Genomic DNA, 13,728 nt, shown 5'->3' with positions numbered 1-13,728 from the left:
TCGATTACATCGAGATGTTTTACAACCCCAAGCGACGACATGGTTTCGCTGAGAAGCTGTCACCGATAGAGTTCGAACGTCGTTATTTTCTGAGGCAGGATGGTCTCTAGAAAACCGGGGCCTATTCATACCTCGTATAGCGCCTAACGTTTGGTTAAGGGGCCGGCTTTAGCCGGTCCCGAGTGAGCGGAGCGAACGACTTGAACCAGTTGTTAGGCACTCACCACCTCGGCATCCGTAAAGGTCTGTGAACAGGGAACTCATAGTAAGGAAACTCTTCTCGATACCAAACAATCATTTCCCTGCAGAAGCTCTTAAAGCTTGGATCGCTCCATATTTCCTTCATTTGCTTCTTGGATAATCGTCGGCTTGTGTCTTCTTGGTGCTTTGAGCTGAAAACTCTTCCTGTGTAGGGGTTGAGCTTTGGCCATTTGGTATTTTGGTTTTTATAGTGGCCGTGTGGCACAGATGGATAAGAGTCAGGATCTGCTTTTGTGAACACCCAAGTTCCCAAACAAATAAGCTCTATCCAGTTGTCATTATCATTTTTTGAGGGTTGACCACTGTCAGTTCGGGTTGTCACCGCCCCCCGCTTGTCGTTGTGCTCAGAATCATAATCGTCGTTTTCCGGAATTTCTTCTCCGGAGTCTGTCCGTGGATCAAGCTCACTGTCGGGATGTGCGTCAGCTAGCCAAAGCGCGACACGAATACGCTCACGATATTCGTCGTGGCCGATTAAGCCAAACTCATAATGTATTTCGGCTAGGTTTATTAGAGTGCGATGCATAATTTTCCGTGTTGCCTAACGTTTGGTTAAGGGGCGGGCTTTAGCCCGTCCCAGTGAGCGTAGCGAACGGTTTGAACCTATTGTTATGAATCATACCGCGCGGATTGTTTTTTTTAATAGTTGTAAACAGGCTTGGGATAAAAGAATTTTCATGTCATTCGCGTCAAACATTGGTCGGAGCCCAAAAAATGCTCTCCATGTGAAAAAACGTGAGAAATATTCTTTCCAAGGTAACTTGATAGTAACCAATGCAGTGTGCTTTGTTTTGCCGGTGTTGATGTTGTAGAGCCTTGAAGCGATCTTTATCTTTGGGCGCCAGATTATAGGAGCGCTAAAGTTACCAGAATATATTTCGAGGTAATTGCCAGCTTGGAAATTTTCGATGATGACGTCTATTGCTAAATCAGTTTTATTTGGAGTGATGCATTCGCTGGCTAGGGGTATGTCAAATATCATGTTTAAATGAGTATTCAGCGCCTCTTCAAGGCGCTCACCTGTATATAGATTGTCTTCAAGATTTCTTCTCAAATTGCTGCGAGGTACGACAATAATTTTACCAAGGTAAATATTGGGTTTCTTTCGCTTTAGAGTCCTCTTGAACACAGCAGATCATCCATGTGATTCATAACGGTTAAGCTAACGGGCGGCCAAAAGCGCAGCTTTTGGACGTCCGGCGAACGAAGTGAGCGACGTTGAGCGTATTGTTAGGCATGACTAACACTCATCTCTGAGTCTGTCTTGCGCTGCACGCAAAATATCGGTGTAGTTAGCATCAAGTGGAACAGATAGGTGCTTCTCAAAAAGACAGCATAGGTTCCACAGTGCTCGTTGCTCCGCTTGGTCTTCGATAGTTAATTCATCCGTGCTGCTGAATCGTTGCAAAAACTCAAATAGGATAATTGCCTCGTCAGCTGTGAGGGAAATTAGCACGCTGTCGGATTGCTGGTGACTCATCACGAGTGCCTAACGTTTGGCTAAGGGGCCGGCTTAAGCCGGTCCCAGTGAGCGAAGCGAACGACTTGAGCCACTAGTTAGAGTGCCCGGCCGGACGCTGGAAATGATGCCAGCACCGAGCTTGACCGGCGGAGCGCACGGAGTGTCGGATGTAGCCCGGAAGGTTATTTGTGATGTGCACATTTTCTGAACGCAACTCCTTTGCTAGCCACAAATAACGGCCTCTACTGTCCGGCGACCATTCGATTCAGGAGCACCGCGACGATGCGGTGATTGTGTTTCCTGGCACGATGCCGAACAACCAATTTTGCCTTTGCCTCTAACGTTTGGTTAAGGGGCCGGCTTTAGCCGGTCCCGAGTGAGCGAAGCGAACGGCTTGAACCATTTGTTAGGCAAATGGCTCAAGGTTGGTTTGGATTTGCCTTTATAAAATGGTATTCGCGAAGAATGGATAGTTTATTGGCCTGCTTTTTTAGTGGTGCCGGAAACTCTCCGCATGATGGTGTGCGCTGTATGGTTTGGCGAATGACTTGGTCTGTTTCATTGTTTTGGGATGACTTGATAAAACTGACGTCCTCAATTCTTCCGTTTTGATTAACCGAAAATACTACAAGCGCACTTCCATTTTTAGCATTACCTGTGGTTACTAAGTTGTCAGGCTTTAAGATTTTGGCTAGGCATGCCTCTGCATAAAGATTGATGGGGTCTTTGTGTTTAGCTGTTTGCGGTACGGAGTGGGCGATTTTAGGCCTGGTGTATAAGGCTTGATTACTTTGAATTTCCCTTTCTATTTCTTCAATTTGTATGTTGTGGTGCTCGTCTATCTCTGCGCTGTAAGTGGGCAGTGATACGAGCAAGGCAAATATTGAGCTGGCGAATTTTTTCATGTTTGCCTAACGTTTGGTTAAGGGGCCGGCTTTAGCCGGTCCCGAGTGAGCGAAGCGAACGACTTGAACCAGTAGTTAGATGTGGCCACTCGCTAGTAAAGCTTTATCTCTAGAATCAACTCGGTCAGTCTGTGAGGAATTCCAAGTGTGGTTAATTCTTGCGATAGTTCGCTTATATTTTGTTGTCTGTGGCCATGGGTAAATTCTTTGTTTTCAATTTTTTCCCAATAGAACTGTGCAGGAATTATAAAGTGGGCAATTTGCTCGTAGTGGAACGGTTGCCCCCAAACTCCACCGTCGGCCGTGTAACTCTCATAAATATCATGCTCATCTGGAAGACCACTTTTCCAGTAATTTATGTCTGAGCTCAAGCTTTGAAACGTAGTCCAGGCACACCAAGATTTGCTTGCCCATGAGACGGGCGCTCCTTGCCCAAGGATTCGTCGCGCGGTTTTTAGAAATTCTTGCCACTGTGCATTAGTCATGAGCTGCATCTAACGTTTGGTTAAGGGGCCGGCTTTAGCCGGTCCCAGTGAGCGAAGCGAACGGTTTGAACCATTTGTTAGGCCTGCGATTTTGCTAGCTGCTTAAATGCAGGACTTGTACCCGTACGTGTTACGCCACATTCAGTGCGAGCATATGCACACTTTAAAGACTGCTGCGGATCGCTAGAAAATGGTGGTTGTCCGTATATGGTTACCGAGCTTCTCGGTTCTAGACGCCTTGGCCAAGGTTGGCCGTCGATAAGTACTGGGTTCCCGTAAGCACCTCTTTTATCTGTGTTTTTATAGAAAACACCCGCCTCAGCAATAGTGACTGCAAAAGAACTTAGATTGGTGATTTCAATACAGAAAGTCAGGCGGGGATCCGCACTGCCGAAAGGTATAGCATGTTTGGGTCTTACTCTTAGCTTTACCCTTGAATTGTCGAGTGCTTGCCAAGTGTTCATAATGCCGAGCACTGCACCGAGCACTGCTATAGCGAGCGTGACTCCTTCAACGATGTTCATGCTGTTCCTTTGCCTAACGTTTGGTTAAGGGGCGGGCTTTAGTCCGTCCCAGCGAGCGAAGCGAGCGGTTTGAACCACTTGTTAGGCATTGCTTGGCGGGAAGTCTTCAAGCGACCTGGGAAGGTAGCCAAAAATCCGCACCACATCGCCTGAAACTTCGTATTCAAAACCAATTTCTCTTAATTTTTGGAGAATCCATGGAGAGTGGTCAATTACATCGTTTTTGATGAGGCTGCCTCTTGGTCGCTCTTGATGTAGGCCGATATCGAACCACTCAACGCCCATTAAGGGGAACGGTAGGTGATACCACCATTCGGTGTCCCATCTTGAAATATGGCCATTTACCCATTTGAAACGGTATGAAGGCCGCCACTCATCCTGCTGCCTCATGAAACTTATTAATTCGTTCCACTTGGTATTATTTGCTGCGCCACTCAATCCTTTTCTAGCAACAATGGCTCGAATTTTTTCTTTTTCATCAGATGTGCCGGTATCGGCAAGCGGCGCATTATTCATTGCATTGCCTAACTATAATTAGACGACATCGCTGTCGCATAACATCCGAGTCAATGTCGGATAATGTTCCTTGTCGTTTTTCAAGTCCTTGTCTAGCTTGGAGTAGATCGCGAAAACGCGACATTTCTCAGGGAGCAACACGACATGGATGACGGCAAGCCAAAATTGCTGGCGCAGGTGCGCCAGCAGATTCGTTTGAGAAACTATTCGATTCGTACCGAGGCTGTCTATGCCGAGTGGGTGAAGCGTTATATACGCTTTCATCGTTATCGGCATCCCGCTGAAATGGGGGCTGCGGAGATTGAGGCGTTTTTGAGTCATTTGGCTGTCGGCCGGAATGTATCAGGCTCCACGCAGAATCAGGCGCTGGCTGCGCTGTTGTTTCTTTATAAGCAGGTTCTGGGTGTTAACTTGCCTTGGCTGGATGACATTGTTCGTGCCAAGAAGCCCAAGCATCTACCCGTTGTGCTGACCCGTGATGAGGTGGCGCGGGTGTTGGATGAGTTGTCGGGTGTGCAGTGGCTGGTGGCCAATCTGCTTTATGGTGCCGGGCTGCGCTTGCTGGAGGCTTTGCGCTTGCGGGTCAAGGATATCGATTTTGCTCGGGGTGAATTGCTGGTGCGTGATGGCAAGGGACAGAAGGATCGGGTGACCATGTTGCCACAGCGTTTGATCTTGCCCTTGCAGGAGCATCTTCAGAAAGTCGCTGTTTTGCATCGCACGGATCTGGCGGAGGGTTTTGGTCGCGCCAACCTGCCATTTGCGTTGGCGCGTAAGTACCCGAATGCGGCGGCGGAGTGGGGCTGGCAGTTTGTCTTTCCGTCAGGTAACCGTTCGCAGGATCCGCGTTCCCAAGGCATCTTTCGCCATCATGTGCATGAGAAAACCATTCAGCGCGCGGTACGCGAGGCGGTAAGGCGCGCAGGTTTGATTAAACCTGCTACGCCTCACACCTTTCGCCATTCGTTTGCAACTCATCTGCTCGAGGCTGGCCAGGACATTCGTACCGTGCAGGAGTTGCTCGGCCACGCGGATGTAAAGACGACTCAAATTTATACCCATGTGCTCAATCGCGGCGCGTTGGGTGTGCTTAGCCCGCTTGATCGTGTTTAGGTCGGGAAGGTCGCTCTGTTAATGCGTGTTGAGCAGATAGCAAAAGCCCCGCACGAAGCGGGGCTTTTGGGGTTTACGTGCAGCTGCGTGACGTTTAAATCAGCTCAGCCCACATGTCGTATTCGTCGGCGTCGATGATACGTACGCGGACTTTGTCGCCTGGATTGACTTCTGTGCTGGCGATAAACACGCTGCCGTCGATCTCTGGTGCATCGGCGTAGCAGCGGGCGACGGCGCCCTGGTCGTCGACTTCATCAATCAGCACGTCCATTTCTTTACCGACCTTGAGTTGCAGGCGGGCGGTGCTGATGGCTTGCTGGTGGGCCATGAAACGGTCCCAGCGATCCTGCTTGACGTCATCCGGTACCGGGTTGTCGAGCAGGTTGGCGGGCGCGCCTTCTACTGGCGAGTACTGGAAGCAGCCCACGCGGTCGAGTTGCGCTTCAGTCAGCCAGTCGAGCAGGTACTGGAAGTCTTCTTCGGTTTCGCCGGGGAAGCCGACGATAAAGGTCGAGCGGATGGTCAGTTCCGGGCAGATCTCGCGCCAGGCTTTGATCCGCGCCAGAGTTTTGTCTTCGAAGGCTGGGCGCTTCATCAGTTTGAGTACGCGCGGGCTGGCGTGCTGGAAGGGAATATCCAGGTACGGCAAGAGCTTGCCTGCCGCCATCAGCGGGATCAGTTCGTCAACGTGCGGGTAGGGGTAGACGTAGTGCAGGCGCACCCATACGCCCATGCTGGAGAGCGCTTCGCAGAGTTCGGTCATGCGGGTTTTCACCGGCTGGCCGTTCCAGAAGTCGGTCTTGTACTTCATATCCACGCCATAGGCGCTGGTGTCCTGGCTGATCACCAGCAGCTCTTTGACGCCGGCTTTGACCAGGCGCTCGGCTTCGCTGAGCACTTCACCCACCGGACGGCTCACCAGTTTGCCGCGCATCGACGGGATGATGCAGAAGCTGCAGCTGTGGTTGCAGCCTTCGGAAATCTTCAGGTAGGCATAGTGGCGCGGGGTGAGTTTGATGCCCTGTGGCGGTACCAGGTCGATCAGCGGGTTGTGATCCTGGCGCGGCGGCACGACTTCATGCACGGCGTTGACCACTTGCTCGTACTGCTGTGGGCCGGTCACCGAGAGCACGCTGGGGTGCACGTCACGGATGCTGCCTTCTTCCACGCCCATGCAGCCGGTGACGATCACCTTGCCGTTTTCCTTGATTGCTTCACCGATCACTTCCAGGGATTCGGCTTTGGCGCTGTCGATAAAGCCACAGGTATTGACCACAACAACGTCGGCATCCTGATAGGTCGGTACGACCTCATAGCCTTCCATGCGCAACTGGGTGAGGATGCGCTCGGAGTCCACCAGGGCCTTGGGGCAGCCGAGTGAGACAAAGCCGACTTTCGGCGTGGCGGGGGTGGACATGGCGTTAACCTCAGGCGTGTACGGATGGATGCTGGGCGCTTGCTGCGCCTCTGATCAAAAAGTGCGCAATTCTAGCGGCAGACTTGCGCCATTGCCACCACTACGAAGGGACTTTTAGCCGCTAGCCTGTAGGAATGCCACGCGGCTGGATGAGTGGCTGGTATGCCGCTGGGCTCGGTGCATTGAAGCGCAGCATTGTCACGTCATGGAGCATCTGGATGAGCGAAAGCGTTACGCAAACAGCCGAGCAGCATGCGCAGCCGAAGTCATCCGGCAAGTTGCTGATCGCGGCCGTGGGGGTGGTGTACGGCGATATCGGCACCAGCCCGCTGTATACCCTCAAGGAGGTTTTCGCCGGGCAGTACGGGGTGCAGGCCAATCATGACGGAGTGCTGGGCATTCTCTCGCTGATTTTCTGGTCGCTGATCTGGGTGGTGTCGATTAAGTACATTCTGTTTGTCCTGCGTGCGGATAACCAGAGCGAGGGCGGGGTCATGGCGCTGACCGCACTGGCGCAGCGCGCGGCACGGCCATTCCCGCGGTTGCAGGCGCTGCTGGTGTTGCTGGGTTTGTTTGGCGCGGCGCTGTTCTATGGCGACAGCATGATTACGCCGGCGATTTCGGTGCTGTCCGCTGTTGAAGGGCTGGAGTTGGCCTTCGAGGGGCTGGAGCCCTGGGTGGTGCCGCTGTCATTGGTGGTGCTGGTGGCGCTGTTCATGATTCAAAAGCACGGTACGGCGCGTATTGGCGTGCTGTTCGGGCCGATCATGGTGCTCTGGTTCAGCGTATTGGGTGCCTTGGGGGGATACGGCATCGTCCAGCAGCCGGAAGTGCTCAAGGCGCTGAACCCTTACTGGTGCGTGAATTTCTTTATCTCGCACCCAGGCATCGGCGTGGTCATTCTCGGCGCGGTTGTGCTGGCCCTGACTGGGGCGGAAGCGCTGTATGCCGACATGGGCCATTTTGGTCGGCAGCCGATCGCCCGGGCCTGGTTTCTGCTGGTGTTGCCGGCCCTGTTGCTCAACTACTTCGGTCAGGGTGCGTTGATCCTCGGCAGTCCCGAGGCGGCGCGCAATCCGTTCTATCTGCTGGCCCCGGCCTGGGCGTTGCTGCCAATGGTGTTGCTGGCCACCCTGGCCACGGTAATCGCCTCGCAGGCGGTGATTTCCGGGGCGTTTTCGCTGACCCATCAGGCCATCCAGCTGGGTTACATCCCGCGCATGTTCGTGCAGCACACCTCTGACCATGAGCAGGGGCAGATTTATATCGGCGCGGTGAACTGGGCTTTGATGCTCGGCGTGGTGCTGTTGGTTTTGGGCTTCGAGTCGTCTGGCGCGCTGGCCTCGGCCTATGGCGTGGCGGTGACGGGCACCATGCTGATTACCACCTTGTTGGTGTCGGCGGTGATGCTCTTGCTGTGGAAGCTTCCCAAGCTGTTGGCGATCCCTGTGCTGCTGGGTTTTTTGCTGGTCGATGCGCTGTTCTTTGCCGCCAACGTGCCGAAAATTCTCCAGGGCGGGGCCTTTCCGGTGTTGGCGGGTATCGTGCTGTTTACGTTGATGACCACCTGGAAGCGCGGGCGACAGATTCTGGTCGAGCGCCTGGATGAAACGGCTTTGGGCCTGCCGCTGTTTATCAACAGCATTCGGGTGCAACCACCGCATCGGGTGCAGGGTACGGCGGTGTTTCTCACGGCCCGGCCGGGGGCGGTGCCCCATGCGCTGCTGCATAACCTGCTGCACAACCAGGTGTTGCATGAGCAGGTGGTGCTGTTGACTGTGGTGAGTGAAGACAGCCCGCGAGTTGCATCGGAGCGGCGCTTTGAAGTGGACGCCTTCGGTGAGGGCTTCTTCCGCGTGGTGCTGCATTTTGGCTTTATGGATGAGCCTGATGTGCCAGAGGCATTGAGGCTTTGCCACCTCAGTGAGCTGGATTTCAGCCCGATGCGCACCACCTACTTTCTCAGCCGTGAGACGGTGATCCCGACCCGGCGGATCGGCATGGCGCGATGGCGTGAGGCGCTGTTCGCCTTCATGTTGAAGAATGCCAACAGCAATCTGCGGTTTTTCAAGCTGCCACTCAATCGGGTGATTGAGCTGGGTACTCAGGTGGAGATTTGAAGTGGGCCCAGTGCTTGGGCGGTTGCTCAGGCACTGACTGGTGGACACTGCACCTGCACCGGCGTGCCTTTGGGCACACAGGTACAGGTGATCGGCCTTAGCCGCGACCAGGCAGAATGCGGGTCAGGGTGTTGTCGCGCACTACAAAGTGGTGCAGCAGGCCAGCCGCCGCATGCAAACCGATCAGCCAGTAGCCGGCGCTACCTGCCAGCTCATGCCATTCCCTGATGGTGCCCGCCAGGTCAGGGTCTTTGTTGACCAGCGCTGGCAGTTCCAGGCCGAAGAACGGGATTGGCTTGCCCGCCGCGCTGAGGATCAACCAGCCCGCCAGTGGCGCGCCGATCATCAGTGCATAGAGCGCCAAGTGCATTAGTTTTGACGGGATGGCCTGCCAGGCGGGTAGGGCCGGTACGATGGCGGGTGTCGGGCTGAGGCTGCGAGCCAGCAGGCGCAGCCAGACCAGAGCGAATACTGCCAGGCCAAGCATGAAGTGCCATTGTTTGAGCAGTTCGCGGGTATCACTGCCTTTGGGGAAGTTGCCCTTGAGTTCGATACAGGCATACACACCGGCGATCAATATCAGCATCAGCCAGTGCAGGGCGATGGAGAGCTTTCCGTAGCGCGTGGGAAGAGGGTTCTGGTTCATCACGGTTCCTTGCTGTTTCTCGTTTTTAGGTACTGCTGTGTGGCGTAGGTTAGTCAAAAAAACTTAACGGAGCATGAAGGCAGATCAATCTTTGTGGCCATTGGCCTGGCGTTGCTGGATTGCTTGCAAGAGTTTGTCAGCCAGTGCCGGGTAGTTCTCGTCGTAGTGATGGCCGCCGGGCAGCTTCAGCGCCTCGCCGACGGCGTCGGGTTGGGTGCAGCCGCTCTCCGGGCCTTCTTCCTGACCATAGACGCAGAGCACCTTGTTCGCCGGTAGTCGGCTCAGCTCCGGGCCGGTGGCCGCTTCCTGCCCGGTCTTGCCAAGCCAGCCCTGCACCTCGATCTGGAAGCTGCCGCTGCGCGCCAGGGCCAGCAGCAGAATGGCGTCTACCTGCTGCTGTTCGTCTGCCGTGAGCCGGTTGTAGAACGCCGGCAGTGCATCTGCGCCGAAGGAGTACCCGGCCAGAACAAAGCGCTTGGCGCCCCATTTCTCGCGGTACTGCCGCATCAGTTGGCCCAGATCGGCGGCGCCCTGTTGTGGGCTCTTGTGCTGCCAGAAGTAGCGCAGGGCATCGATGCCCACCACGGGGTAGCCGCGTTTGGCCATTTCCGCCGCCACGTCACGGTCGAGATCGCGCCAGCCGCCGTCGCCGGAATAAAACAGGGTGACGGTATCACCTGGCTGACTGGCCGCTACTTCAATCACCGGCATCGGTTCGCCCTGGCCCTGCAACAGGCTCAGCAGGCGTTGCTTGAGCAGCTCCGGGAGTTGGGTGCTGTAGTCGCTGATGCTGGTTTGTGCGTTGGTTTGTGCCCGCGCGAAACCTGCGCTGGGGTCATCCGGGTTGTTGTTCCAGGCCACGCTCCAGCGGCCATGGGCCGCACGCGCGGGCAGTGGAGCGGTGCAGTCCGGTTGTTGCAGGCTGAAACCCACCGACAGGGCCTGCGCGTGGTCATCGTTCTGTGTAGCCAGCCAGCGCCAGGCGAATGCTGCACTTGGGCCGATACCAGCGACCAGTGTAGGGGTGTGCTGCAGTGCGTCTGTGGCAGCCTGTAGGCGGTGTTGTTGGGCATCGCAGTCATTGTTAGGCAGGCTCAGTTGCAGGATGCGTGCGCCGCTGTCTTGGGCCAGGGTCAGCAATTCACCGTCCTGCAAGTGTTGGCCGGGGTCGAGCAGCAGCAGTACCTGGGCTTTGGCTGTGCCGGCTGGGGTTGCCAGGCTGGCCGAGCTGCCATCGGCCAGTTGGCGCTGCTCAATCTGTGCCTGTTGCGTAGGGTGCTGCCAGAGCTGCCAGGCAATCGCCGACAGCGCCAGGAGGACGACAAGCACCAGCAGTAAGCGTTGCCAGAGACGTTTGAGCATGCGGGCCTCAGCGTTTGATCAGTCCGGTAAAACCGCCGGCGATCAGCGCTGCGGTGTCTGCCAGCGCCACCAGTGGATCAAGGCCCGGCGGTACGGCCATGTAGCGCGGCTCCCATTCGGGCTGGAATTTGTCCTTGAAGCGGCGCAAGCCCTGGAAATTGTAGAACTGTTCACCTCGGCGGAAGACCAGCGAACCCAGGCGCTGGGTCAGTGGCGCGCCGCGGCGCAGTTGCAGGCCGGCCAGGGGCACCATACCCAGGCTGAAACGCTGGTGGCCGCTGGCCTTGAAGTGCAATAGCAGGTTGAGCATGAGGAACTCCATGGTCAGCTTTGGTGCTTCGGGGTGCACGCGCATCAGGTCGAGGCTGGCCAATTCCTGGCTGTCGGTTTCCAGCAGGTTGGCAAAGGCCAGTGGCTGGCCGGCCAGCGAAACCACGGCAATGCGGAAGTGCTTGAGGTAGTCGGGGTCGAAGCGGCCCAGGGAAAAGCTCTTTTCACGCACCTGTTTACCCTGCATCCAGGCCTCGGAAATAGCTTGCAGTGCGGCCATGGGGGCTTGTCCGGCAGCGAATATTTCCAGGCTCAGGCCGTCGCGCTGCCCACGGCTTAGGGTGTAGCGCAGGTCTTTCATGGCCTTGCCTTTGCCATCCAGATCGAAGCGCGGCAGGTCAACGCGCGCCTCTTCGCCAAGCTTGATGGCGCTCAAACCAATGTCCATGTAATAGGGCAGGTTCTCGGCGCGCACCTGATAAAACACCGGGCGTACGTGGTACAGGTCACAGAGGTCGCGGAACTGCCAGATCAGCTCAGCCCGGCAACTGGCGGCCCCAATCGGGTCGAACAGGGCAATCAGGCTACGTCCCTGGCGGGCGAACATCAGAAAGGCATCGCCTCTGGGGTTGAACAGCAGGGCCTTGTCACCGGTCAGCACCAGGCCGCCATCCGGCTGCTCCGATGTTTTGACGATGCGCGCTGCCGTGCTCAGTTCTGCAGCTGTCGGTGCGTGGATCACCATCGGCGTTGGTCGCAGCAGCCAGAGCAGAGCCAGGGCGGCGAGCAGCAAGCCGCTGCCCAGGGTGGCGCGCAGGGTTCGCGGTGCATCGGCGTCCACTGCAAACTGCCAGAGCAGGTCGTGGCTGTAGGGCACATTCTGATAGGCGAACAGCATCAGCCACAGTGCTGCGCTCAGCACGCAGATGTTGGCCACCAGATTGACCGGGGAGAAGGGCATCTCCAGCAGGCGGCTTGGGCGATAGAAGGCGCCGCGAAATAGCGCCAGCAAGGCCGCAGTGAGCAGCAGCAGGCTAGCTTCTTCCCAGTCGAACCCCTTGAGTATCGACAGCACGGCCGCGCAGGCCAGTAAACCAACTGTCAGCGCCCAGGCGGCAGACAGTCGGCGTCGCAAGCCATGAGCCAGCAGCAGGCAGAGAACCCCGATCAGGCTGGCGGCCAGGTGAGAGGCGTCGATCAGGCGGTGAGGAATCAGAAAGCTGAGGTATTCCAGGCGGGTATCAATGGCCGGTGTCGCTCCGGAAAATAGCAGCACCACCCCGGAAAGAAACACCAGCAGTGACAGCACCGGTGCGGCGAGCCCCGAAGCACTCTGCACCGCCTGCCGGCCTGCCGGTAGAAAGCGGCGGGCTTCATTGGCCAGCAGCAGAATGCAGGCGATCAACAGCGGCAGGCCCACGTAGATCAGGCGGTAAAGCAGCAGGGCGGCCGCCAGTGGCGCCGCGCCCAGTTGCCCGGCGAACGCAGCCAGCAGCACCGCCTCGAATACCCCGACGCCGCCTGGAACATGGCTGAGCACACCAGCGGCCAGAGCCAGCAGGTAGACCAGCAGAAAGGTTGCCAACGGCGGTGCTTCCGGCAGCAGCAGGTACAGCACGCTGGCAGCGGCACACACATCAACCAGGGTGATCAGCAATTGCAGGCCGCTCAGGCGCAAACCCGGCAGACGCAGGCGGCGTGCGCCCAGGCGAATGGTCACGCAGCCCGGCGTGGGGGCCTGGGTTTCACGTCGTTGCGCCAGTACGACAATTAACCCCAGGGTAAACAGCAACACGCTGCTGGCGATAACCTGGACCTGCAAGGGGGGCAGGTGTAGCGCCAGGGAGGCCGCCTCAAGGTTGATCAGTGCGGCCAGGGCAGCCAGTGGTGGTAGCGCGCAACCCAGGGCCAGGCTGGCAAACAGCGTGATGCGGGCAATATCGCCTGCACCAAGATTGTCGCGGGCATACAGGCGGTAGCGGACCGAGCCGCCGGTGAGCATGGAAAAACCAATCGCATTACCGATGGCCGACGCGCAGAAATTCCCTAGCAACATGCGTCCGATAGGCAATTGAACACCCGCCAGGCGACAGCCGGACCACTCATAGCCAGCGAGGGCGAGGAACCCAATGGCAGTTGCCCCGACGGCCGCCAGCAGGCTGCTTGCGGGAACCTCGCCGATGGCACTGCGCAGCGCGTCAGGGTCCAGCTCGTGAAGCAGATGCCAGCAGGCAAACAGACCGGCGCTGAACAGCAGCAGGGTAAAGAGCAGGCCGATGGGCTGGCGATAGGCGCTCAATCGTTCGAGCCAGCGTAGCTGGCGATTGTCGTCCGTTTGGGTGTCGTCGGGAGTGGTATTGCCGGTGGAGTCGGGTGTGGCGCGCATCGAGCACCTCATGCTATTTGCACCGCAGCATGTGGGCGGTGTGAGCAACTTCCAAGCCCTGAAGAAAACAATATTTCTCACAACGGTTGGATAACCCACCTGGGCACCTGGGCGATAAAGTGCCCATAAACAAAAAGGCCACTCGTTTGAGTGGCCTTTTTGAGTATCTGGTTGCGGGAGCTGGATTTGAACCAACGACCTTCGGGTTATGAGCCCGACGAGCTACCAGACTGCTCCATCCCGCGCCGGCCATTCTATACA

At 56.6% G+C, this 13,728-nt stretch carries 13 protein-coding genes and 1 tRNA gene; 3 read left to right on the top strand and 11 right to left on the bottom strand.

The annotated features are described in order from the left end of the window. A partial coding sequence (locus tag IOD17_RS19190; RefSeq protein WP_233686616.1) for an IS3 family transposase occupies nt 1–110 on the top strand: 110 nt, incomplete at its 5' end. A 110-nt stretch (nt 111–220) separates the two neighbouring features. Here the strand turns inward: IOD17_RS19190 and IOD17_RS19185 are convergent. The 6 genes from IOD17_RS19185 to IOD17_RS19160 form a co-directional block, all read right to left on the bottom strand. After that, a complete protein-coding gene (locus IOD17_RS19185; RefSeq protein ID WP_233686615.1) occupies nt 221–787 on the bottom strand; it encodes a hypothetical protein in 567 nt (188 codons plus the stop codon). Nucleotides 788–877: 90 nt separating this feature from the next. Beyond that, nucleotides 878–1,390, bottom strand: coding sequence for a hypothetical protein (locus IOD17_RS19180; protein ID WP_233686614.1), 513 nt, complete (start codon nt 1,388–1,390; stop codon nt 878–880). Nucleotides 1,391–2,142: 752 nt separating this feature from the next. Beyond that, the gene (locus tag IOD17_RS19175; protein ID WP_233686613.1) at nt 2,143–2,628 is read right to left on the bottom strand and encodes an energy transducer TonB family protein; all 486 of its coding nucleotides are present in this window, start codon (nt 2,626–2,628) and stop codon (nt 2,143–2,145) included. 92 nt (nt 2,629–2,720) lie between these two features. After that, on the bottom strand, nt 2,721–3,113 hold the full coding sequence (locus tag IOD17_RS19170) for a hypothetical protein (RefSeq protein WP_233686612.1): 393 nt from the start codon (nt 3,111–3,113) through the stop codon (nt 2,721–2,723). Nucleotides 3,114–3,190: 77 nt separating this feature from the next. Further along, nucleotides 3,191–3,637 (bottom strand): hypothetical protein, encoded by a 447-nt coding sequence (locus IOD17_RS19165; RefSeq protein ID WP_233686611.1) that lies wholly within the window; start codon nt 3,635–3,637, stop codon nt 3,191–3,193. Nucleotides 3,638–3,718: 81 nt separating this feature from the next. Further along, the gene (locus tag IOD17_RS19160) at nt 3,719–4,153 is read right to left on the bottom strand and encodes a DUF6678 family protein (protein ID WP_233686610.1); all 435 of its coding nucleotides are present in this window, start codon (nt 4,151–4,153) and stop codon (nt 3,719–3,721) included. Between the two features lie 144 nt (nt 4,154–4,297). Between IOD17_RS19160 and IOD17_RS19155 the strand changes: the two genes are divergently transcribed. Continuing rightward, nucleotides 4,298–5,266: an integron integrase gene (locus IOD17_RS19155; RefSeq protein WP_233686609.1), complete on the top strand. Its 969-nt coding sequence runs from the start codon at nt 4,298–4,300 to the stop codon at nt 5,264–5,266. Between the two features lie 94 nt (nt 5,267–5,360). Here the strand turns inward: IOD17_RS19155 and rimO are convergent, their stop codons facing one another. Next, nucleotides 5,361–6,683, bottom strand: coding sequence for a 30S ribosomal protein S12 methylthiotransferase RimO (rimO, locus tag IOD17_RS19150; RefSeq protein WP_233686608.1), 1,323 nt, complete (start codon nt 6,681–6,683; stop codon nt 5,361–5,363). Nucleotides 6,684–6,901: 218 nt separating this feature from the next. Between rimO and IOD17_RS19145 the strand changes: the two genes are divergently transcribed. Continuing rightward, nucleotides 6,902–8,803, top strand: coding sequence for a potassium transporter Kup (locus tag IOD17_RS19145; protein ID WP_233686607.1), 1,902 nt, complete (start codon nt 6,902–6,904; stop codon nt 8,801–8,803). 97 nt (nt 8,804–8,900) lie between these two features. Here IOD17_RS19145 and IOD17_RS19140 read toward each other — a convergent pair whose 3' ends face one another. From IOD17_RS19140 to IOD17_RS19125, 4 genes are all read right to left on the bottom strand, one after another. Further along, nucleotides 8,901–9,449 carry a cytochrome b gene (locus IOD17_RS19140; RefSeq protein WP_233686606.1) on the bottom strand — a complete coding sequence of 183 codons (549 nt, stop codon included), beginning with the start codon at nt 9,447–9,449 and terminating at the stop codon, nt 8,901–8,903. 84 nt (nt 9,450–9,533) lie between these two features. Next, on the bottom strand, nt 9,534–10,811 hold the full coding sequence (locus tag IOD17_RS19135; RefSeq protein ID WP_233686605.1) for a virulence factor family protein: 1,278 nt from the start codon (nt 10,809–10,811) through the stop codon (nt 9,534–9,536). Between the two features lie 7 nt (nt 10,812–10,818). Then, entirely contained in the window at nt 10,819–13,467 is a 2,649-nt protein-coding gene (gene mprF, locus IOD17_RS19130) for a bifunctional lysylphosphatidylglycerol flippase/synthetase MprF (protein ID WP_233686604.1), read from the bottom strand. 168 nt (nt 13,468–13,635) lie between these two features. Continuing rightward, a tRNA-Met gene (locus IOD17_RS19125) sits at nt 13,636–13,712 on the bottom strand. Nucleotides 13,713–13,728: the final 16 nt, after the last annotated feature.

This window comes from Pseudomonas anguilliseptica (genome assembly GCF_021375795.1).
Lineage (GTDB): Bacteria > Pseudomonadota > Gammaproteobacteria > Pseudomonadales > Pseudomonadaceae > Aquipseudomonas > Aquipseudomonas anguilliseptica_A.
Note: the sequence above shows the minus strand (reverse complement) of the source record. Positions and strands in the feature narration are given on the sequence as shown.

Excerpts from the sequence above, each read along its gene's own strand:
- IOD17_RS19185 (WP_233686615.1), bottom strand. The coding sequence starts at position 787 with ATGCATCGCACTCTAATAAACCTAGCCGAAATACATTATGAGTTTGGC.
- IOD17_RS19145 (WP_233686607.1), top strand. The coding sequence starts at position 6,902 with ATGAGCGAAAGCGTTACGCAAACAGCCGAGCAGCATGCGCAGCCGAAG.
- mprF (WP_233686604.1), bottom strand. The coding sequence starts at position 13,467 with ATGCGCGCCACACCCGACTCCACCGGCAATACCACTCCCGACGACACC.
- IOD17_RS19135 (WP_233686605.1), bottom strand. The coding sequence starts at position 10,811 with ATGCTCAAACGTCTCTGGCAACGCTTACTGCTGGTGCTTGTCGTCCTC.
- IOD17_RS19155 (WP_233686609.1), top strand. The coding sequence starts at position 4,298 with ATGGATGACGGCAAGCCAAAATTGCTGGCGCAGGTGCGCCAGCAGATT.
- rimO (WP_233686608.1), bottom strand. The coding sequence starts at position 6,683 with ATGTCCACCCCCGCCACGCCGAAAGTCGGCTTTGTCTCACTCGGCTGC.
- IOD17_RS19175 (WP_233686613.1), bottom strand. The coding sequence starts at position 2,628 with ATGAAAAAATTCGCCAGCTCAATATTTGCCTTGCTCGTATCACTGCCC.
- IOD17_RS19140 (WP_233686606.1), bottom strand. The coding sequence starts at position 9,449 with ATGAACCAGAACCCTCTTCCCACGCGCTACGGAAAGCTCTCCATCGCC.
- IOD17_RS19160 (WP_233686610.1), bottom strand. The coding sequence starts at position 4,153 with ATGAATAATGCGCCGCTTGCCGATACCGGCACATCTGATGAAAAAGAA.
- IOD17_RS19165 (WP_233686611.1), bottom strand. The coding sequence starts at position 3,637 with ATGAACATCGTTGAAGGAGTCACGCTCGCTATAGCAGTGCTCGGTGCA.
- IOD17_RS19170 (WP_233686612.1), bottom strand. The coding sequence starts at position 3,113 with ATGACTAATGCACAGTGGCAAGAATTTCTAAAAACCGCGCGACGAATC.